This is a genomic window from Nocardiopsis sp. LDBS1602 (assembly GCF_035818715.1).
In the GTDB taxonomy this organism is placed as follows: Bacteria; Actinomycetota; Actinomycetes; order Streptosporangiales; family Streptosporangiaceae; genus Nocardiopsis; species Nocardiopsis alba.
On record NZ_JAYLVW010000008.1, the window covers coordinates 140239 to 161456 of the forward strand.

Consider the following 21218-nt stretch of genomic DNA (forward strand, 5'->3'; position numbering starts at 1 on the left):
ATTATGCGCCATGAGGCAAATATCGGAGCTCTTGACCCTCCATACCCCTTTCACCACGACATATAGGCCTCTGCCCACCTCGGGACCATGGACCGCGCGCGAGCGGGTCCGGTGGTCAGGTGCCGGCCCCCTCCCCGGTGTCGGAGCCCTCGGTACCGCCGGAACCTTCGGTGCCTTCGGTGCTGTCCGTGCCGCCGGTGCCTTCGGTGCCGCCCGTGCCTCCGGTACCGTCCGAGCCCTCGGTACCGCCCGTGCCGCCGGTGCCGTCCGAACCTTCGGCGCCGCCGGTACCTTCGGAGTCCGCGGAACCCTCCGTGCTCTCCGTGCTCTCCGTACCTTCGGAGTCCGCGGAGCCGGCGGCGTCCTCGGGGCCGTCCGCTCCGCCCCCGTCATCGGAGTCGTCGTCCTTCTCCCGTCCGGGCGGCTCCGCCGTCGGGTCCCCGAAGGAACCGGGAGAACCGGCGAAACTCTCGGAGGGCAGCCCCTCCGTCGCCCCGCGCATGGACTCCTGCCAGATCGGTCCGGGCAGGGTCCCTCCGTAGACGACGCCGAAGTACTGTCCGCCGATGGTCACCCCGCGCAGCGGGTTCTGCTCACCACCGCGCACGTCGCCGACGACGACCGCGGAGGCCAGGTTCGGGGTGTGCCCGGCGAACCAGGCGTAGGCGGATCCGTCGGTGGTACCGGTCTTGCCCGCCGCGGGCCGCCCGATGTCCAGGCCCTTGGCCGTACCTCCGTCGAAGGTCTGTTGGAGCAGGTGGTTGACCCCGTCGGCGGCCTGTTGCTTCACCACCCGCTCACAGTCGGAGTCGGCGGTGACCCGCTCCTCCGTGCCGTCCTCGGTCAGAGAGCGCACCGGCCGCGGCTCACAACGGATGCCGCGGGCCGCGAAGGTCGCGTAGGAGTTGGCGACGGTCAGCGGGGACACCTCCTGATCCCCGAGGGTGAAGGAGCTCCACACTCCGAGATCCTCACCATCGGCGCGGTGCACGCCGGCCTTCACCGCCATCTCGGAGGTCTCACACAGACCGACCTTCTCCTGCAACTGGGCGAAGTAGGTGTTCACCGAGCCCTTGGTCGCGCTGATCATGTTGTGTTCGCCGTCGTCGCTCTCGCCGGCGTTGCTCACGCTCCACGACGACATCCGGTCGCCGCCGCAGTTGGTCATCCCACCGACGGACATGCTCTTGGGCGAGTTGAACCTGGTCCCGTACCCCATCCCCTGTTCCAGGGCCGCCGCCAGGGTGAAGGTCTTGAAGGTCGATCCCGCCTGATAGCCGCCGGAGCCGCCCTCGTCCCGATCCACGGCGAGGTTGATCGAGGTGGTTCCGGAGGTGTCGTCGTCGAACCCGTAGCGCAGGTTCTGGACCAGGCCCCGGATCCGACCGGTTCCGGGTTCGACCAGCGCTTGGGCGGCGAACTTGGTGGAGTCCTCATGCGGGACCCGCTTGTCCACGGCGTCCTGGGCCGCGTCCTGGGCCGCGCGATCCATCGTGGTGCGCACGGTGAGACCGCCCTGGGCGATGCGCTGCTCCCGCTCGGCGGCGGTCTTCCCCAGCATCTCCGAGTCGGCCAGCCAGCGCATGACGTAGTCGCAGAAGAACGGGTAGTCGCTCTCCATGCAACTGCCGCCCCTGGGGGTGTGATCGATGCCCAGGTCCTCGGCCTTGTGGGCGGCGGCCTCCTCCGCTTCCAGGTGACCGGTGTCGACCATGCGGTCCAGGACCAGGTCGCGACGTTCCTTCGCCCCCTCGGGGTTGTTGAGGGGGTCGTAGAACGAGGGCCCCCGGACCAGGCCGACCAGCATCGCCGCCTGACCGGCGTCCAGATTCTCCGCCGAGGTCGAGAAGTAGCGTTGGGCCGCGACCTCGATGCCGTGCGCGCCGGCCCCGAAGTAGGCCAGGTTGAGGTAGCCCTCCAGGATCTCGTCCTTGGTGTACCGGTCCTCGATGTCGATGGCGTAGCGCAGCTCGGTCAGTTTGCGGCCGAGTGTCCGTTCGCTGGCGCCGTCGACGTCCCCCTCCGAATCGGCGGTCTCGATGAGGAGGTTCTTGACGTACTGCTGGGTGATGGTGGAGCCGCCCTGCATGTCTCCCTGGGCCGTACGCAGCGCGGCCCGCAGGACGCCCTTCATGTCGAGCCCGTTGTGCTCATAGAAACGGTCGTCCTCGACCGCCATGAGGGCCGAGGGGACCCAGGGGCTGATCGCGTCGAGGGAGACCACGTTCCGTTCGCGTTCGGAGACCTCGGCGAAGGGCTCCCCGGCGTCGTCGGTGAGCAGGACGCCCGACGACAGGTTCGGGACCTCCAGGTGCCCGGGGAGGGCCATGAAGCCCGCGGCGGTGTCCCTGGCCACCAGGCCCGCGCTTCCCGCCCAGGGCAGCACGAGGACGGCACAGAGCAGACCCGCGACGGCGCCCAGACCCGACAGTCGCAGATACGCGTCGCGTCGTCCCCGATTCGCGTCCTTCTCGAACTCCGCGATCCTCTCCTGGAACAGGGCGCGGGCCCGCTCGACCCTCTCCTGGAACAGAGCGCGGGCCCGCTCGATGAACCCACCGCCCCCGTCGACCTCCGTCACGTCGCCCCCTAGAGCCGTGTGCCGCCCCTCCGCCTCGCGACGGTGGGCATCGCGTCGACCACCCTCGCAGGAAGGGCCTCAAGGGAACTCCGTTAAATCGGGTGTGTCACTGAAAAGCTTCCTCAATACCTTGCAAACCACACAGAGCAACAGAAGATTACACAGAGTAGACACATCGGACATGATCGAGTGTCCGGAATAGACCCTCGACCACGCGGGGCGCATTAGACGAGCCCTACCCAGTTCACTCCCACCGGCAACCAGTGGGACAGATCTTCGGACTTTTCGTGATGGAGAATCGAAAAGCAACCGGGGAGAACACAGAATCCACTGCGAATTTATGCCTGCTTCGTCGTTTTTCGAGCGATGAAAACCGACAAATACCCGACCTCGACCACGGGCAAGAGTGTGATGAGGATCACATGTGCGACTCGGCCTCGACACTCCGTCAAAGCCAGGGCCAGGGCGGACGATGGACATCGGAGACCACCGAAGCCGCAATCCGGACAGTTTCCATTCGGTTCTTCGTCGACTCCATCCTGCCTTTGATCGGAACCCGGTCATTCTTCGCGCGTGCGTCGTCACGCGCCTCCTCATGACGCCCTGACAACGATGATTACGGTGTAGCCAGTGATCGGACGCCTGCCCATAATCGACATATCTCCGGACAACGACCTCGGGCCGGTGAAGGCCGTTCCGGGAGAACGCTTCACCGTCGGCGCGACCGTGATCCGCGAAGGGCACGATTCCCTCGCCGCGGGCGTCGTCCTCCATTCCCCCCGTGGTCGCCGCGAGGCTCTCGTCCCCATGCGCGAGAAGGCCCCCGGGACCGACCGGTACGAGGCCGAGATCAGCCTGCCCTCCGAGGGCGACTGGTCCTTCTCCATCGAATCCTGGACCGACCCCTTCGCCACATGGCTGCACGTCGCCCGCGTGAAACTTCCCCTCGGCGTCGACACCGACCTCGTCCTCGAGGAGGGCGCCCGCCTGCTCGCGCGCGCCGCCCGTCGCACCCCGCGAGACCCCGCCCTCTCCGAGGCGGCCACGCTCCTGCGCGACACCTCGACCGATCCGATGGAACGCTTCACGACGGCCGTCACCGACGAGGTCGTCACCGCCATGGACCGCAAACCCCTGCGGGAACTCGTCACCAGGTCCAGGCGGACCAAGGTCGTCGTCCACCGCGAACGGGCCCTGTTCGGTTCCTGGTACGAGTTCTTCCCCCGCTCGGAGGGCGCCCGGGTCGACGTGGCCCCGGGCGAGGAGGCCTCCGGAACCCTCTCCGACGCGGCCAAGCGCCTGCCCGCCATCGCCGACATGGGGTTCGACGTGGTGTACCTGCCGCCGATCCACCCCGTCGGTACGGCCCATCGCAAAGGTCGCGACAACACGCTGACCGCGGGGCCGGGGGACCCCGGCTCGGTGTGGGCCATCGGTTCGTCCGAGGGAGGACACGACGCCGTCCACCCCGACCTGGGCACCCTGGAGGACTTCGACGCCTTCGTCGCCGTGGCCTCCGACCACGGACTGGAGATCGCCCTGGACCTGGCGCTCCAGTGCTCGCCCGACCACCCCTGGGTCTCCGAGCACCCGGAGTGGTTCACCACGCGCGCGGACGGCTCCATCGCCTACGCCGAGAACCCGCCGAAGAAGTACCAGGACATCTACCCGCTCTGCTTCGACAACGACTTCGAGGGTCTGTACGCCGAGGTCCTGCGGGTCGTGCGGCACTGGATCGACCACGGGGTGCGCATCTTCCGGGTGGACAACCCGCACACCAAACCGGTCGCCTTCTGGGAGCGCCTGCTCGCCGAGGTCGCCGAACGCGACCCCGACGTCCTCTTCCTCGCCGAGGCCTTCACCCGGCCGGCGATGATGCGCACCCTGGCCAAGATCGGCTTCCATCAGTCCTACACCTACTTCACCTGGCGCAACGACAAGGACGAGCTCACCGAGTACCTCACCGAGCTCAGCCGGGAGACCGCGCACTACCTTCGACCCAACCTGTTCGCCAACACCCCGGACATCCTGCACGCCTACCTCCAACGAGGCGGTCGACCGGCCTTCGAGGCGCGCGCGGTCCTGGCGGCCCTGCTCTCCCCGACCTGGGGGATCTACTCGGGCTTCGAGCTGTGCGAGAACACCCCGGCCCACCCCGGCAGCGAGGAGTACCTGCACTCGGAGAAGTACGAGTACCGCCCCAGGGACTGGGCCGGGGCCGACGCCTCCGGAACGACCATCGCTCCGCTCATCACCAGGCTCAACGAGCTGCGACGAGCCCATCCCGCCCTGCGCGAGCTGCGCAACCTGCGGTTCCACCACGTGGACCGGCCGGAGTTGATCTGCTTCTCCAAGCATCGCCCCGGCGCCCCCGGTGAGCCCGACGACGTCGTTCTCGTCGTCGTCAACCTCGACCCGCACCACGCCCGCGAGGCCACGGTGCATCTGGACCTGCCGTCGATCGGCCGCACGTGGGAGGAGGACCTCAAGGTGACCGACGAGCTGACCGGACGCTCCTACACGTGGCGGGCGAGCAACTACGTCCGGCTCGACCCGGCGACCGGACCGGCGCACGTGTTCACCGTCAACGGCAGATGACGCCCGGGACCCGGCGGCGGGACGGAGCCGCCGCCCGGGCCCGGACGCCCGTTGATCCGATGTCGAACATTCTTGGTGGGGAGCAGTAGATGAGCAAAGACGAGTCCGGACCCGGCGCACACGAGCACGCCGAACACGGTCCGCTCGCCCCGGCCACGGGGGCCGCCACCGGCCCCCTCATGTCCTCCGGTGGAGCCCGGGACCCCCATTGGTACAAACACGCCGTCTTCTACGAGGTGCTCGCCCGCGGGTTCTTCGACTCCAACGGCGACGGCACCGGCGACCTCACCGGCCTGGTCCGGAAACTGGACTACCTCCAGTGGCTCGGCATCGACTGCCTCTGGCTGCTGCCGATGTACGAGTCCCCGCTCCGCGACGGCGGGTACGACATCTCGGACTACTTCAAGATCCTCCCGGAGTTCGGTGACACCGCCGACTTCGTGGAGCTCCTCGACGAGGCGCACCGGCGCGGGATCCGCGTCATCACCGACCTGGTCATGAACCACACCAGCGACCAGCACCCCTGGTTCAAGGCCTCCCGTGAGGACCCCGACGGACCCTACGGCGACTTCTACGTGTGGTCGGACACCGACGACCGCTACGACGAGGCCCGCATCATCTTCGTCGACACCGAGACCTCCAACTGGACCTACGACGAGGTGCGCGGCCAGTACTACTGGCACCGCTTCTTCTCGCACCAGCCGGACCTGAACTTCGAGAACCCGGCGGTGCAGGAGGCGATCCTGGAGGTCCTGCGGTACTGGCTGGACCTGGGGATCGACGGCTTCCGCCTGGACGCCGTGCCCTACCTGTACGAGCGTGAGGGCACCAACTGCGAGAACCTCAAGGAGACGCACGAGTTCCTCAAGCGGGTCCGTGCCGAGGTCGACCGCCTCTACCCGGACCGGGTGCTGTTGAGCGAGGCCAACCAGTGGCCCTCGGACGTGGTCGACTACTTCGGCGACTTCGAGTCCGGCGGCGACGAGTGCCACATGAACTTCCACTTCCCGCTGATGCCGCGCATGTTCATGGCGGTACGGCAGGAACAGCGCTTCCCGATCTCGGAGATCCTCGCCCAGACCCCGCCGATCCCCCGCAACTGCCAGTGGGCGATCTTCCTGCGCAACCACGACGAGCTGACCCTGGAGATGGTCACCGACGAGGAGCGCGACTACATGTACTCCGAGTACGCCAAGGAACCCCGCATGCGCGCGAACGTGGGGATCCGTCGGCGACTCGCGCCCCTGTTGGACAACGACCGCGACCAGATCGAACTGTTCACCGCGCTGTTGCTCTCGCTCCCGGGCTCTCCCGTGCTGTACTACGGCGACGAGATCGGCATGGGCGACAACATCTGGCTGGGCGACCGCGACGCCGTACGGACCCCCATGCAGTGGAGCGCCGACCGCAACGCCGGTTTCTCCAAGGGCGACCCCGCGCGCCTGTACCTGCCGCTGATCATGGACCCGGTCTACGGCTACCAGGCGCTCAACGTGGAGTCCCAGCGGGAGAACCCCGGTTCCCTGCTGAACTGGACCCGCCGCATGATCCAGATCCGCAAGCGGCACCCCGTGTTCGGCACCGGCGAGTTCACCGAGCTGAACGCCACCAACCCGAGCGTGTTGGCGTTCATCCGGGAGCACGGCGACGACCGCATGCTCTGCGTCAACAACCTGTCCCGGTTCCCGCAACCCGTGGAGCTGGACCTGTCCCGCTACGCGGGCGTGCGACCGGTGGAGTGCGTGGGAGGGGTCCGTTTCCCGGAGATCGGCGACTCCGCCTACCCGCTCACCCTGCCCGGTCACGGCTTCTACTGGTTCCAGCTGCCGGTGGAACGGACCACGGAGGGGACCGGAGCCGACCGCGGGGAACTGCCCTCGTACGGGCTGCCGGCCGCGGGCCTGAACAGCCCCGACGATCTGGAGGTCCACCGGCCCGTCACCGCATCGTGCCGTTCCGGATCCTCGGAGCCGGACGACGGTGAGCTGGGAAGCGGGCCCGCCTGACATGTCTCAGCTCGAAGAACTCCTCGCGGTCTGGCTTCCTCGACAACGCTGGTTCTCCGGTAAGGGGATCCCGATCCGCCGGGTCCGGATCGAGAGCAGGTACACCCTGGTCTCGGCCGGCCCCGGCGGGCCCGACCTGAACGTGCTCGTCGTGCAGGCGGGGCAGCGCGGGCTCAGTTCCCGCTACCAGGTGATGCTGGGTTCCCGGCCGCCCCGGTCCCTGCCCCCGCGTCTGGCCCGCGCCGCCATAGGCGTCTGCCCGGTCGCCGGCGGCCGTCCCAGGGTGGTGTACGACGCCGCGCACGATCCCGTGCTCACGGAGATGCTGTTGGAACGCTTCGCCGCGGAGGAGGACCCCGAGCGGCGGGGCAGGGTGCGGTTCCGTACCCTGCCCGGCACCGAGGTCCGCCCCTGCGGGGCCGGGCGGCTCCTGACCGGCGAACAGTCCAACACGTCGTTGGTCTACGGGCGCGACTACGTCCTGAAGACCTTTCGCAGGCTCTGGCCCGGCCGCAATCCGGACCTGGAGCTGAACATGGCGTTGTCCGGTTCGCCCTACGTGGCGCGCCCCTGCGGATGGATCGAGGCCGATCTGTCCGGGCACACCTCGCCGACGACGTTGGCCCTGCTCCAGACCTTCGTCCCGGACGCCACCGACGGCTGGGTGTTGGCCACCGAGAACGTGCGCACCCTGGTGGAGGGCATGGACGCGGACTTCGGCGAGGAGGCCGCGAGCCTGGGGCGCACCACCGCCCAGGTGCACAGCTCCCTGGCCCGGACTCTGCCCACGGACGTGCTCTCGCCGTCCGCGGCCGCCGAGTTGGCCGACGCCATGGTGGAGCGACTGGCGATGGCCGGAGGCGAGGTCCCCGAGCTGGCCGAGCACGCTCCCCGGGTGATGGAGGCCTACTCCGACCTCGCCCGATTGGACGAGCCGCTGCCGATCCAGCGGATCCACGGCGACTATCACCTGGGGCAGGTCATCCGAACATCGGAGGGGTGGGTACTGCTCGACTTCGAGGGCGAGCCGACCGTTCCGGTGCGCGAGCGGCAACGCCTGTCCAGCCCGTTGCGGGACGTCGCCGGGATGCTGCGCTCCTTCGACTACGCGGCCGGCTACCTGATGGTCGGCCATCCGGGCCGGCCCGAACTGGCCTGGGCCGCGCGTGATTGGGCCCGCCGCAACCGGGAGGCGTTCTGCCGGGGCTACGCCGACGGCGGCGGAGCCGACCCGGACAAGCACCTGACGGTGCTGCGCGCCTTCGAGTTCGACAAGGCCGTCTACGAGGTCCTGTACGAGGCCCGCAACCGGCCCGACTGGCTGCGTGTCCCGCTGGACTCCATCGCCACGGCGGCCGGAGCCCCACCGGTTCCCCGCTGATCCTTCGGCGGCCCTTCTCCGGGAGGGCCGCCCCACAGACCGTCCTCATGTCACCCGTTCATCACGAGTCACACGGAGTCGCATTGCCACCGCGCTCGACCCATACGTCAGCGTCCGAGAGCGCCGCGAAGAAGCCGACCGAGAGGAAGGCGGGCGCCGAGAAGACGGCCAAGACCACCCGGAGGAGGAGCGAGACCGGATCCAAGGGTTCGAAGGGCTCGGGTTCGAAGACCCCGGCCCGACGGCCTCGGGCGACGGCCCCTCTGGCCGACGCCCTGGTGGCCGAGCTCGACCGGATCGTCGACGGCCACCACCACGACCCGCACTCCGTCCTCGGCCTGCACGGCCGCGACCTGCGGGTCCTGCGTCCGGGGGCCGTGGAGGTCCACGCCGTCCTGCCCGACGACACCCGGGTCGCGCTCCCGCACCGACACCGAGGGGTGTTCGCGGCGCGCCTGCCCCGGAAGATCGACGACTACCGTCTGGCCGTCCGCTACGAGGAGGGCCCGGAGTTCCTGGAGGCCGACTCCTACCGATACGCCCCGGCCCTGGGCGAACTCGACCTGCACCTGATCGGCGAGGGACGTCACGAGGAGTTGTGGCGGGCCCTGGGCGCCCACGTCATCGAGCGCGAGGGAACCCTGGGCGAGGTGTCGGGGACCCGATTCGCGGTCTGGGCCCCCGACGCGCGCGGGGTCCGGGTGATCGGCGACTTCAACTACTGGAGCGGGATCGCCCACCCGATGCGCAGCCTCGGTTCCAGCGGCGTCTGGGAACTGTTCGTTCCCGGCCTGGGCGACGGCGACCTGTACAAATTCCAGCTGCTGGGGTCCGACGGTCACTGGCGCGACAAGGCGGACCCGATGGCCCGGCGGACCCAGATGCCGCCGGCCACCGCCTCGGTCGTCACCGTCTCCGAGCACGTGTGGACCGACGAGCGGTGGATGGCCGACCGCAAGGGGGTGGAGATCCACAAGGCCCCGATGAGCGTCTACGAGGTGCATCTGGGCTCCTGGTGCCCCGGCCTTTCCTACACCGAGCTCGCCGAGCGTCTGGTCTCCTACGTCGTCGAGATGGGCTTCACCCACGTGGAGTTCCTGCCGGTGGCGGGGCACCCGTTCGACGGCTCCTGGGGCTACCAGGTCACCTCCTACTACGCGCCCACGCCGCGTTTCGGGTCGCCGGACGAGTTCCGTCACCTGGTGAACGCGCTGCACGAGGCCGGGATCGGGGTGCTCCTGGACTGGGTTCCGGCGCACTTCCCCAAGGACGAGTGGGCGCTGGCCCGGTTCGACGGGACCGCTCTGTACGAGCACCCGGACCCGCGCCGCGGCGAGCACCCGGACTGGGGCACGCTCATCTTCAACTACGGGCGGACCGAGGTGCGCAACTTCCTCGTCGCCAACGCCCTGTACTGGTTGGAGGAGTTCCACATCGACGGGCTGCGCGTGGACGCGGTCGCCTCGATGATCTACCTCGACTACTCGCGGGACTCCGGCGAATGGGAGCCGAACGTGTTCGGCGGGCGGGAGAACCTGGAGGCGATCGATTTCCTCAAGGAGCTCAACACCACGGTGTACCGCCGCAACCCCAGCGTGGCGATGATCGCGGAGGAGTCGACCGCGTACACGGGGGTGACGAGGCCGGTCGACCACGGCGGTCTCGGGTTTGGCCTCAAGTGGAACATGGGGTGGATGCACGACTCCCTGGAGTACGTGAAGAAGGAGCCGATCCACCGCAAGTACCACCACGACGACATCACGTTCTCGATGGTCTACGCCTACAGCGAGAACTACGTGCTGCCCCTCTCACACGACGAGGTGGTGCACGGCAAGCGATCGCTGTTCAACAAGGCGCCCGGCGACGAGTGGCAGCGGGCGGCGACCCTGCGGGCACTGCTGTCGTTCATGTGGTCGCACCCGGGCAAGCAGCTGCTGTTCATGGGCGGGGAGATCGCCCAGGGCGACGAGTGGTCCCACCCCGAGGGTGTGCCGTGGTGGCTGCTGGAGTTCGAGCACCACGCGGGCGCTCAGCGTCTGGTGAAGGCGCTCAACGACGCCTACCGGCCCCGGCCCGCGCTGTGGTCGCTGGACACCGATCCGGCGGGGTTCCGCTGGTTGGACGGCGGTGACCGCGAGGGCAACACGCTCTCCTACCTGCGTCATGGGGAGGACGGATCCGTGCTGGCCTGCGCGGTGAACTTCTCACCGGTCCCCCGCCCACAGCGGCGGATCGGCCTTCCCGAGGCCGGGACCTGGGGCCTCGTGCTCAACTCCGACGACCCGAGGTTCGGCGGCTCCGGCCACGAGGCCCCCACCACGGTGGAGGCCGAGGAGCGGGAGTGGAACGGACAGCCGTTCTCGGCGGAGATCACCCTTCCGCCGCTCGGCGCGGTCTGGTTCGAACCGCGCCGCTGAGGCCTACCGGCCGTCTTCGAGACCGGGCCCTGGACGTTCCCCCGGAACGCCCAGGGCCCTTCCGGTTCACCTTCCGCGTTATCGCGTCCTCGTGGTGATGAGGGCGACCGCCGCGTCCACGGCGGAATGGAGATGGTCCGGTGGGGCCCCTTCGGGCAGACGGGCGCAGGAGAGCCAGAGCCCGTCGATGACCACAAGGAGCAGTTCGGCCACGGCCGTGGGGTCCCGGTCCACGGCGAGTTCCCCCTGGTCGCGGGCGTAGCCGAGCGCGAGCGCCAGGTTCGCGCGGGCGCGGGCGTCCAGTTCGGAGAGCACCTTCGCGAAGGTCGGGTCCACGGCCGCGCGGGCGTAGAAGGCCGCCCAGATCCGGGCCTGGGCGCGGCGGCGCTCGTCGGTGGGCAACAGGTCGGTGAGGACGGCGCGCAACCCCTCGGCGAAGGTCAGGGCATCGGGGCCGATCCGGATGCGGGAGAAGCGGGCGGCGACCTCGTCCACGGAGGTCTCCAGGGCGAAGAGGAGCAGGTCGTCCTTGGTGGGGAATTCGCGTTGGACGGCACCGGCGGACAGGCCGGCCTCGGCGGCGACCACCCTGACACTGACCCCTTCGAGCCCCTCGCGGGCCGCGATCCGATGGATCGCCTCGGCCACGCTCCGACGACGGCTCTCTCTGTCCACGACCTTCGGCACCCGCTCATTCTGGCATACCGGACCCTTCTGATACGTTCGTATCGATACATACGTATCAGAAAGGACGTCGTCATGCCCGACACACCCCCTCCCCACCCCCGCCTCCGGCGCGCGGCCCTGATCTCGTCCGGGCTCCTCACCCTGCCCGGGGTCGCCGCCCTCGCCCTGGTCCTGGCTCCCCCGCTCTCCTGGGAGGGCTGGCAGTACGCCCTCCTCACCCTGGAGTTCTCCCTCTTCCTCACACTGCCCGCGCTGCTCGGTCTCCTCCTCGCGCTCTCGGCCGGACGGGGAGGGCGCACCCGTGTCACCACCGGGTTCGCCACGGTCAACGCCCTACTGCTGATTACGGCCCTGGTGCCCTCCGCCTCGCTGTGGAACACCGCGCGCGCCGAAGGGGCGCCGCTCTCCCTCGGCGAGTACACCGCGGGCCTGGCCACCTCGACCGACCGGGAGCCCACGACCCTGACCTACCACCGGGTGGACGGGGAGGAACTGCTCATGGACGTGTGGGAACCCGCCTCTCCCGGTACCGAACCCCTGCCCGTGGTCGTCAACGTCCACGGCGGCGCCGACGACCTCCCCCAGAGTCTGCTGCCGCGCTGGGACACCTGGCTGGCCGACGGAGACCGGGTGGTGTTCGACGTCGACTACCGCTTCTTCCCCGACGGTGCCTGGGAGGAATCGGTCGCGGACGTGCGCTGCGCCCTCGGCCGGGTTCGAGAACAGGCCGCGGAACACGGCGGGGACCCGGAACGGATCGCCGTCACCGGCCAGTCGGCCGGCGGCCTTCTGGCCCTGCTCGCGACCTACGACGACCGGATCCCGCCCTCCTGTGACACCGAGGTCCCCGAGGCGACCGCCGTCGTGGCCTGGTACTCGGCCACGGACGGCACCGCCGACGCCCCCGAGGTCCCCTGGCGCCAGCGCCGCTCCCCCCTCGGCGACGAGTTGCTGGAGTCGAGCGAACGAATGGTCGGCGGTCCGGTGATGGAGTTCCCCGAGGAGTACGAGGCCATGTCCCCGATCCTCGACGTCACCGGAGACTCCCCCGCGACCCTGGTCGTCACGGCCGGCCATGACCTGTTCGTCGACCCCGAGGACAACCGTCGGTTCGTCGCCCGCCTCGCCGAGGCCGGCGTGCCCCACCGGCATCTGGAGCTGCCGTGGACCGAGCACATGTTCGACCTCAACTGGGGCGGCCTCGCCTCCCAGATCACCCGGCACACGATCGACGACTTCCTCACCGAACACCTCTGAGAGGAGCGGCGGGACGGGCCGCCCCGCAGGGTTCAGCCCGCGTCGCGGTGCCAGCGCCTCAGCCGGGCGACGGCCTCGTCCAACACCTCGTCCTTCTTGCAGAAGGCGAAGCGCAGCAGGTGTCGCCCCTCGTCCTGGTGGTCGTAGAAGACCTTGGCCGGTACGGCGGCGACCCCGGCCGCGGCGGGCAGGGCCCGCGCGAGGTCCTCACCGTCCCGATAGCCCAGCGGCCGGATGTCGGCCATCAGGAAGTAGGTGCCCTCGCACACGTTCACATCGAACCCGGCGTCGCCCAGCCCCTCGGCCAACCGGTCGCGTTTGCCCTGGAGGGACAGACGTTGGGCCTCGATCCACTCCCCTTCGCCCTCGATCGCGTCCGCGATCGCGAGTTGGAGGGCACCGTTCGCGGAGAAGGTGAGGAACTGGTTGACCGTGCGCACGGCCCGCACCAACGGCTCGGGGCCGGTCACCCACCCCGTCTTCCAGGCGGTGACGGCGAACATCTTGCCGACCGAGGAGATCGACAGGGTCCGTTCACGCATACCGGGCAGGGACGCGAGGGGCACATGGCGACGGTCGTCGAAGGTGAGGAACTCGTACACCTCGTCGGTGACCGCGATCAGGTCGTGCTCACGGCACACGGCCGCGATCTCCTCCAGCTCGGCGGAGGTGAAGACCGTTCCGGTCGGGTTGTGCGGGGTGTTGACCATGACGAGCCGGGTCCGCGGGGTGACGGCGGCCCGCAGTTCGGCCGGGTCGAAGGTGAAGCGTCCGCTCTCGGGATCCCGACGCAGCGCCACCGGCCGACGCTCCCCGCCGGCCAGGGAGATCATCGCCGCGTAGGAGTCGTACATGGGCTCGAAGACGATCACCTCGTCGCCGCGCTCCACCAGGGCCAGCAACGAGGCCGCGATACCGGCGGTCGCCCCGACGGTCACGTACACCTCGGAGTCCGGGTCGAAGTCCAACCCGTAGTGACGGGAGCGGTAACGACTCACGGCCCGACGCAGTTCGGGGCGCCCCGGCCCCGGAGGGTACTGGTTCACCCCCTCGAGGATGTGACGCGAGGCGTTCTCCAGCAGGCTTCGAGGCCCGTCGGTGTCGGGGAACCCCTGCCCCAGGTTGACGGATTCGGTCTCGACGGCCAGGCGCGTCATCTCGGCGAAGATGGTCTCGCCGTACGCGCGCATTCGTTCGATCAGCGGTTCTTCCACCCGTCGAGGGTAACCACCCGCTCCGGACCCCCGCCCGCGCGCCCCGGCCGATCCGTACGGAACGACGAGGGCCCCGGTCCGCGCGGCCCCGCCCTACGGGGGGTCACGCGGGCCGAGGCCCTCGTCGTAAGGCCCTGTCCTAGAGCAGCAGGCTGAGCACGATCCAGACCACGGGACCCGCGATGAGCAGCGAGTCGATGCGGTCCATCAGACCGCCGTGGCCCGGCATGAAACGGCCCATGTCCTTGACGCCCAGATCACGCTTGAACAGGGATTCGATGAGATCGCCGACCGTGGCCGCCAGCACCACGGCCAGTCCCAGGATCACGCCGACCCACCAGGGGCCGTCCAACAGCAGGGTCACGCACAACGCGCCCGCCACCGCACAACCCACGACCGAGCCGCCGAAACCCTCCCAGGTCTTGTTCGGGCTGATCACCGGGGCCATCTTGTGCCGGCCCAACAGGATCCCGGCGAAGTAACCACCGATATCGCTGGAGATCGTCACCACGATGAACACCACCAGTCGCTGCTGGCCGTCCTCCGGATGCGCGATCAGCAGCATCCACGTGGCCAACAGGAACGGCAGATAGACCAGGGTGAACAGGTTCGCCGCCGCGTCGGCGACGAACCCCTCGGCCCCGCCCCTCAACCGCCAGGCCAGACAGATGATCGCGGTCAGTGCCGTGATGCCGACCAGCCAGTCGGCCCCACCGAAGTAGGCTCCGGCCTGCATCGCCACACCGCCCACGGCCAACGGGATCACGGCGAGGGTCATGCCCTTGCCCCCGAAGGCGCGGTTGAGTTCACGCAGACCGATCAACACCCCGAGCGAGGTGATGATCGTGAACAGCTGTGGCTTGGGAAAGATCGAGAAGAAGACGAGCGCGCCGAGGACGCACCCGCTGGCGATGGCCACCGGGAGGTTGCGACCGGTCTTGACCGGCTCACCCCCCGGCTTGTGCAGCACGAAGCGCTGCCCGGCGGCCGTGTCCGTCTCGGAAGTAGGACTGTCGTCGGGTCTGTGCTCCGGCGAGGGGTCATCGCCTCCGGAGCCGTGGGAAGGGTGGGTCACCGGCTAAACCTCGAGAAGTTCCGCTTCCTTGTGCTTGAGCAGCTCGTCGATGGAGGCGACGTACTTCTGCGCGAGCTCGTCCAGTTCGGTCTGGGCACGGTGCGCCTCGTCCTCGCCCAGCTCACCGGCCTTGACCGCCTTTTCGAAGGCGTCCTTGGCCCGACGGCGGACGTTGCGGATGGAGACCTTGCCGTCCTCGCCCTTGGTCCGCGCGACCTTCACGTACTCCTTGCGACGCTCCTCGGACAGCTCCGGGAAGATGACCCGGATGACCTGTCCGTCGTCGGACGGGTTGACGCCCAGGTCGCTGTTGCGGATCGCGTTGATGATCTCGGTACGCGAGTTGACGTCGAACGGCGAGATGACGACCATGCGCGGCTCGGGGACCGAGAAGGAGGCCAGCTGGTTGATCGGCGTACGGGCACCGTAGTAGTCGACGGTGATCTTGTTGAAGGTGGCCGGGGTGGGGCGACCGGTGCGGATCGTCGCGAAGTCCTCCTTCGCCACGGTCACGGCCTTCTCCATCTTCTCCTCGGCCTCAAGGAGGGTTTCTTCGATCATTGTGGGCGCTCCCGGATTCTCGACTGGGTGTTCGTGGCTTGGGTACGTGGTCCGAGGTACCTCCGCGCGGGCGGAACGACCGCCTCAGGCCTCGGAGGCCGGACCGACGATGGTTCCGATCTTCTCACCACGGACGGCGCGCAGGATGTTCCCCTGGCTCATCAGGTCGAAGACGACGATCGGCAGGCCGTTGTCCATGCACAGGCTGACGGCGGTGGCGTCCATCACCTTGAGGCCGCGGGTGAGGACCTCGTTGTAGTTGAGCTTGTCGAACTTGACCGCGTCCGGGTTGCGCTGCGGGTCGGAGTCGTAGACGCCGTCGACCTGGGTTCCCTTGAGGACCGCCTGGGCGCCGATCTCCAGCGCGCGCTGGGCGGCGGTGGTGTCCGTGGAGAAGAAGGGCGCGCCGAGACCGGCGCCGAAGATGACCACACGGCCCTTCTCCAGGTGGCGGACGGCCCGTCGCGGAATGTAGGCCTCGGCGACCTGGCTCATGTGGATCGCGGTCTGGACGCGGGTGTCCACGCCGAGGCGCTCGAGGAAGTCCTGGAGGGCGAGGCAGTTGATGACGGTGCCGAGCATGCCCATGTAGTCCGCGCGGCCGCGCTCGATGCCGCCCTCGGTGAGCTGCGCGCCGCGGAACATGTTGCCGCCGCCGACCACCACGGCGACCTGGATGCCCTCGGAGACCGCCTCGGCGATGGACTCCGCCACGTACTGGACGACCTCGGGTTCGATGCCCAGACCGCCGCCTCCGGCGAACGCCTCCCCGGAGAGCTTGAGCATGACACGTTTCCATCCGGAATCGTGCATGGCGGGTGCGGTGGTCATGGCTTCGTTCTCCGACACGGCCTGCGGCCTCCCTTGTTGTCCCCGAGCGGCACAGGGTCCCCCGAGTGCTCCTGCTGTGGAGGGTTCGGGGCGCACAGCACGCCGAACCCGCCCCTATCCACCGAAAGTGCCGGGGAGAATGGTCTCCCCGGCACTTCCATCATGTCAAAACCCCTAGGCCTGGCCGACCTTGAAGCGGACGAAGCGCTTGACGGTCACGCCGGCCTCGTCGACGACCTTCTGGACCGTCTTCTTGTTCTCCTTGACGAACGGCTGTCCGAGGAGGGTGACCTCCTTGAAGTAACCGTTGAGACGGCCTTCCACGATCTTGGGGATCGCCTGCTCGGGCTTGCCCTCCTCGCGGGTGGTCTCCTCGGCGATGCGACGCTCGTTGGCGACGACGTCCTCGGGGACGTCGTTCTTGTCGATGTACTTCGGAGCCAGAGCCGCGATCTGCTGGGCGAGGTCCTTGCCGGTGGCCTCGTCGACCTTGTCCAGCTCGACCAGGACGCCCATGGTCGGGGGCAGGTCCGGGTCGGACTTGTGCAGGTAGTCGGCGACGTAGACGCCGTCGAACTTGGCCAGACGACGGAACTCGAGCTTCTCGCCGATGATGGCGCTCTTGCCCTCGATGTAGGCCTGGAGGCTCTTGCCCGGCTCGATCTCGGCGGCGGCGACCGTGGCCAGGTCCTCGCTGTCCTGGGCGGCGACGAAGTCGGCGACCTGCTCGGCCAGCTCGATGAACTGGGCGTTCTTGGCGACGAAGTCGGTCTCGCAGTTGAGCTCGATCAGGGTGGCCTTGCCCTCGCTCTGACGGCGAAGGACGACGGTGCCCTGGGCGGCGGTGCGGTCCGCGCGCTTGTCGACGGACTTGGCGCCCTTGATGCGCAGAGCCTCGACGGCCTGGTCGAAGTCGCCGTCGGCCTCGGTCAGAGCCTTCTTGCAGTCCATCATGCCGGCGCCGGTCATGTCGCGCAGCTTCTTGACGTCCGCGGCGGTGAAGTTCGCCATGACTGTTCTCGGATTCCCTCGAAAGTGAAGTCTGTTCTGGAAGGTGGAGCGTCCCGGGCGAAGGCCGAGCGGGCCGCCCCGCCCATCAGGGGCGAGGCGGCGCTCGAACATCGAGTCACCGGGGAGCGGCGACGGGCCGCCTGCTACTCGGCGGCCTTCGGGGCCTGCTCGGGGGCGTCCGCGGGGGAGTCCTCCGAGGTGACCTCGGCCGGAGCCTCGGCGGCGACCTCGTCGGCCGGGGCCACGGTGGGGGTCTCGGCCGGGGCCTGCTCGGCGGCGGCCTCGGTGGCCTCGACACCCTCGGTCTTGCCCTCGAGGAGCTCGCGCTCCCACTCGGCCAGGGGCTCCTCGGCGGCCTTCTCCTCGGTCGCGCCGGAGGCACCGGAACGGACCATCAGACCGTCGGCGACGGCGTCGGCGACGACGCGGGTGAGCAGGCTGACGCTGCGGATGGCGTCGTCGTTACCCGGGATCGGGTAGTCGACCTCGTCCGGGTCACAGTTGGTGTCGAGGATGGCGACGACCGGGATGTTCAGCTTGCGAGCCTCGCTGATCGCGATGTGCTCCTTCTTGGTGTCCACGATCCACACGGCGCTGGGCACGCGGGACATGTCGCGGATACCACCGAGGGTGCGCTCCAGCTTGTCCTTCTCACGGCGAAGGTTCAGCAGTTCCTTCTTGGTGAGGGAGGAACCGGCGACGTCGTCGAAGTCGATCTCCTCCAGCTCCTTGAGGCGCTGGAGCCGCTTGTGAACGGTGGAGAAGTTGGTGAGCATGCCGCCCAGCCAGCGCTGGTTGACGAAGGGCATCCCGACACGGCGGGCCTGCTCGTCGATGGCCTCCTGCGCCTGCTTCTTCGTGCCGACGAACAGGATGGTGCCACCGTGGGCGACCGTCTGCTTGACGAACTCGTAGGCGCGGTCGATGTACGCCAGCGACTTCTGAAGGTCGATGATGTAGATGCCGTTGCGCTCGGTGAAGATGAAGCGCTTCATCTTCGGGTTCCAGCGACGGGTCTGGTGCCCGAAGTGGACGCCGCTCTCGAGGAGCTGGCGGATCGTCACGACTGTGGCCATGACCTGGTCCTCCTTGCGGTGGCGGGAGCGAGTCCCGCCTTCGGTTGTTCCTGACGCCCCGTCCATGCCGCCACACCACACGAGGTGGCGCGGACCGTAGGCACGGACCCTCCCGAGGGAGGCGGGTGGGCGCGCGTATTGTGGGTCGACCCGACAGGGCCGGAAAAGATTCTATCCTCCGCGGAGCACGACCGGGAACGTGCGCCTTCGCGGGGAGATCAAGCGGCGACCTGGGGCGCGAGGGGAGAGGCGCGGACGCTCCTCGGCGGTGGCCGTCGGGTTTTCCACAGGCGCCGGGAGGCTCTGGCGGAACCCGACCGGCGAACGCACTCTGGATGCATGAGCCACCCCCGCTTCTGGGCACTTCCGCTGTTCCTCTCGCTCCTGCTCTTCCCCTTTTTCCCCACTCGAACCGCCCTGGCCTCCCCGGTCGACGAGACGGGTCGGCGTTGGCCCTTGAAGGAGCCGGTGTCGGTACTGCGCGGCTTCGACCCGCCCGAACAACGTTGGCTGCCGGGGCATCTGGGGGTGGACCTGGCCGCCGAGCCCGGTCAGGAGGTGTACGCGGCCGCGCCCGGGAGGGTCCACTTCGCCGGCCCGGTGGCCGGGGTCGGCGTGGTCAGCGTCGCCCACGGCGACGTGCGCACCACCTATCTGCCGGTGGACGCGTCCGTGGCCCGTGGTGATCCGGTCGGCCCCGATCCGATCGGCACCCTGTCCGAAGAGCCGTTCCACTGCCACGACCGCCCCTGTCTGCACTGGGGCCTGCTCCGGGGCGACACCTACCTGGACCCGCTCTCCCTCCTGGGCCGCGGAGAGATCCGTCTCCTCCCGCTCGGTCCACCGGGTCGGGGCCCCGGGGCGCCCTCCGGGGAGGGCACCGCCCTCGGCCGTGGCCGGAGGACCGAGAACCGTGGGGGAACTCGTGACCGGGTCCGTGAGCGGATCTCCGTGGCCCCCCGATCGCCGTGGGCTCGGCGATCCTCACCGTCGTCTTCCGGATCCGCCTCCGCTTCCTCTTTCCATTCCGGAGAAGAAGTCGGAAGTCGAAGAATCCCGAGATGCTCAAATGAGCAACCCACCCGAGCCCCGCTCACATGAGCAAGAAAGGCGCGAAAGCGAAATCGAAGGCGAACACCATTCGGTATCGAGAAGGTCCACGAGTTCCCGAAAGCCGTTCGGTCTCTCCCGCCGGATAAATGGGATCCATGTCACCCCATCGTTCGCCTAGGCGCGGGGGTGGGCCTGACTGTAAGCGTCGCGTAGACGGTCCACGGACACATGTGTGTAGATCTGGGTACTGCGCGGGCTGGCGTGTCCCAGGAACTCCTGCACACTGCGCAGATCTGCTCCCCCGTTCAACAGGTGGGTGGCCGCGCTGTGCCGCAGACCGTGCGGGGCACCGTCCAGACCGGCCTCACGCAGGTGCGTGTGCACGTCCTCACGCGCCTGACGGACGCCGAGCCTTCCGCCGCGGGCTCCGAGGAAGAGGGCGTTCGCGCTTCCGTGGCCGACGAGGTGCGGGCGCCCACGTCGGGTCCAGGCCTCGACCGCGTCCAGGGCCGGGCCGCCGACCGGCACGGTGCGCTCCTTGTCTCCTTTTCCCAGGACCCGGACGGTGTCGCGGGTGCGGTCCAGATCGGCCAGATCCAGGGCGCACAGCTCGGCCACCCGGATACCGGTGGCGTAGAGCAGCTCGACGATCGCGTGCCGACGCAGCTCCACCGGGGTCTCCGGGTCCACGGCCGCGAGGGCCTCGGCCGCCTGCTCCTCGTCCAGGACGGTCGGCAGGGATCGCCGTTGGGTCGGGGTGGCCAGACGGGGCCCGGGATCGACCGGCAGGATCCCCTCACGATGCAGGTAACGGGTGAGGGCACGGACGGCCGCCACCCGGCGGGCGATCGTGGACCGGCTCGCCCCCGAGGCGCGCGCTCGGGAGAGCCAGGCGCGGATCAGGGGGACGTCGAGGTCGGCGAGTTCGTGACCGTGCTCGTCCAGATGCGCGACGAGGGAGCGCAGGTCGGCGAGGTAGCCGCGGACCGTATGGGGAGATCGGCCCAGCTCACCGGACAGATGAGCGGCCAGGCGCTCCAGCGCTTCGGGACCCTTCACCCCCGGTCCCGAGACAGAGAGGCGATGGCGTCGATCTCCACCAGGTAGGTGGGGTCGACCAGACCTCCGACCTCCACCAACGTGGCGGCGGGCAGATGGCCCTCCGGAAGGCATGCCAAGAGAGCCTCCCTGAACTCCTCCAGGTCGCTGATGTGCCTCAGGTAGTAGGTCATCTTGACGACATGGGAGAGGTCGACCCCGTGTTCGGCCAGGACGGCCTCCATGTTGCGGAACACCTGGCGGGTCTGCTCACCGATGCCCCCGGGAGCCTCGCCTCCGGGGCCGGCCGGGACCTGGCCCGAGACGAAGAGCAGGGGGCCGTCGGCCGTAAGGGCGTCGCTGTACGGTTTGGCCATAGCGGAACCGTACCCGAACGGTCCCGTCGGTATCCGCCCTGATCGGCATGCCCTC

General features: G+C 68.9%; 16 protein-coding genes. 6 read left to right on the forward strand and 10 right to left on the reverse strand.

Annotation, left to right across the window (positions count from 1 at the left end):
• Positions 1-115: 115 nt before the first annotated feature.
• The gene (locus U9J66_RS21165) at positions 116-2581 is read right to left on the reverse strand and encodes a transglycosylase domain-containing protein (RefSeq protein ID WP_326338470.1); all 2466 of its coding nucleotides are present in this window, start codon (positions 2579-2581) and stop codon (positions 116-118) included.
• A 630-nt stretch (positions 2582-3211) separates the two neighbouring features.
• On the opposite strand from U9J66_RS21165, the gene U9J66_RS21170 reads away from it, so the two are divergent.
• From U9J66_RS21170 to glgB, 4 genes are all read left to right on the forward strand, one after another.
• The gene (locus tag U9J66_RS21170) at positions 3212-5179 is read left to right on the forward strand and encodes an alpha-1,4-glucan--maltose-1-phosphate maltosyltransferase (RefSeq protein WP_326338471.1); all 1968 of its coding nucleotides are present in this window, start codon (positions 3212-3214) and stop codon (positions 5177-5179) included.
• A gap of 89 nt (positions 5180-5268) precedes the next feature.
• Positions 5269-7185: a maltose alpha-D-glucosyltransferase gene (treS, locus tag U9J66_RS21175; RefSeq protein ID WP_042282760.1), complete on the forward strand. Its 1917-nt coding sequence runs from the start codon at positions 5269-5271 to the stop codon at positions 7183-7185.
• 1 nt (position 7186) lies between these two features.
• Positions 7187-8566, forward strand: a complete 1380-nt coding sequence (locus U9J66_RS21180) for a maltokinase N-terminal cap-like domain-containing protein (RefSeq protein WP_017535526.1) — start codon at positions 7187-7189, stop codon at positions 8564-8566.
• Positions 8567-8649: 83 nt separating this feature from the next.
• The gene (gene glgB, locus U9J66_RS21185; RefSeq protein WP_326338474.1) at positions 8650-10983 is read left to right on the forward strand and encodes a 1,4-alpha-glucan branching protein GlgB; all 2334 of its coding nucleotides are present in this window, start codon (positions 8650-8652) and stop codon (positions 10981-10983) included.
• A gap of 78 nt (positions 10984-11061) precedes the next feature.
• On the opposite strand, the gene U9J66_RS21190 is transcribed toward glgB, so the two are convergent.
• Positions 11062-11670: a TetR/AcrR family transcriptional regulator gene (locus tag U9J66_RS21190; RefSeq protein ID WP_326338475.1), complete on the reverse strand. Its 609-nt coding sequence runs from the start codon at positions 11668-11670 to the stop codon at positions 11062-11064.
• Positions 11671-11742: 72 nt separating this feature from the next.
• Here U9J66_RS21190 and U9J66_RS21195 point away from each other — a divergent pair, with 72 nt between their 5' ends.
• A complete protein-coding gene (locus tag U9J66_RS21195; protein WP_326338476.1) occupies positions 11743-12927 on the forward strand; it encodes an alpha/beta hydrolase in 1185 nt (394 codons plus the stop codon).
• A gap of 32 nt (positions 12928-12959) precedes the next feature.
• Here U9J66_RS21195 and U9J66_RS21200 read toward each other — a convergent pair whose 3' ends face one another.
• The 6 genes from U9J66_RS21200 to rpsB all read right to left on the reverse strand — a co-directional run bounded on the left by U9J66_RS21200 (position 12960) and on the right by rpsB (position 18695).
• A complete protein-coding gene (locus U9J66_RS21200; protein ID WP_017535522.1) occupies positions 12960-14141 on the reverse strand; it encodes a pyridoxal phosphate-dependent aminotransferase in 1182 nt (393 codons plus the stop codon).
• 139 nt (positions 14142-14280) lie between these two features.
• Positions 14281-15216, reverse strand: coding sequence for a phosphatidate cytidylyltransferase (locus U9J66_RS21205; protein ID WP_014913189.1), 936 nt, complete (start codon positions 15214-15216; stop codon positions 14281-14283).
• Positions 15217-15219: 3 nt separating this feature from the next.
• Positions 15220-15777 carry a ribosome recycling factor gene (frr, locus tag U9J66_RS21210; protein ID WP_014909708.1) on the reverse strand — a complete coding sequence of 186 codons (558 nt, stop codon included), beginning with the start codon at positions 15775-15777 and terminating at the stop codon, positions 15220-15222.
• Positions 15778-15861: 84 nt separating this feature from the next.
• Positions 15862-16608, reverse strand: coding sequence for a UMP kinase (pyrH, locus tag U9J66_RS21215; protein ID WP_014910714.1), 747 nt, complete (start codon positions 16606-16608; stop codon positions 15862-15864).
• 174 nt (positions 16609-16782) lie between these two features.
• A complete protein-coding gene (tsf, locus tag U9J66_RS21220; RefSeq protein WP_014908220.1) occupies positions 16783-17619 on the reverse strand; it encodes a translation elongation factor Ts in 837 nt (278 codons plus the stop codon).
• 143 nt (positions 17620-17762) lie between these two features.
• Positions 17763-18695, reverse strand: coding sequence for a 30S ribosomal protein S2 (gene rpsB, locus U9J66_RS21225; protein ID WP_014910120.1), 933 nt, complete (start codon positions 18693-18695; stop codon positions 17763-17765).
• A 339-nt stretch (positions 18696-19034) separates the two neighbouring features.
• Here rpsB and U9J66_RS21230 point away from each other — a divergent pair, with 339 nt between their 5' ends.
• On the forward strand, positions 19035-19796 hold the full coding sequence (locus U9J66_RS21230) for a M23 family metallopeptidase (protein ID WP_326338479.1): 762 nt from the start codon (positions 19035-19037) through the stop codon (positions 19794-19796).
• A 126-nt stretch (positions 19797-19922) separates the two neighbouring features.
• Here the strand turns inward: U9J66_RS21230 and U9J66_RS21235 are convergent, their stop codons facing one another.
• Both U9J66_RS21235 and U9J66_RS21240 read right to left on the reverse strand, forming a co-directional pair.
• On the reverse strand, positions 19923-20807 hold the full coding sequence (locus U9J66_RS21235; protein ID WP_014911445.1) for a tyrosine recombinase XerC: 885 nt from the start codon (positions 20805-20807) through the stop codon (positions 19923-19925).
• Positions 20804-21163, reverse strand: a complete 360-nt coding sequence (locus U9J66_RS21240; RefSeq protein ID WP_326338481.1) for a RidA family protein — start codon at positions 21161-21163, stop codon at positions 20804-20806. The genes U9J66_RS21235 and U9J66_RS21240 overlap by 4 nt, the downstream gene beginning before the upstream one ends.
• Positions 21164-21218 lie beyond the last annotated feature (55 nt).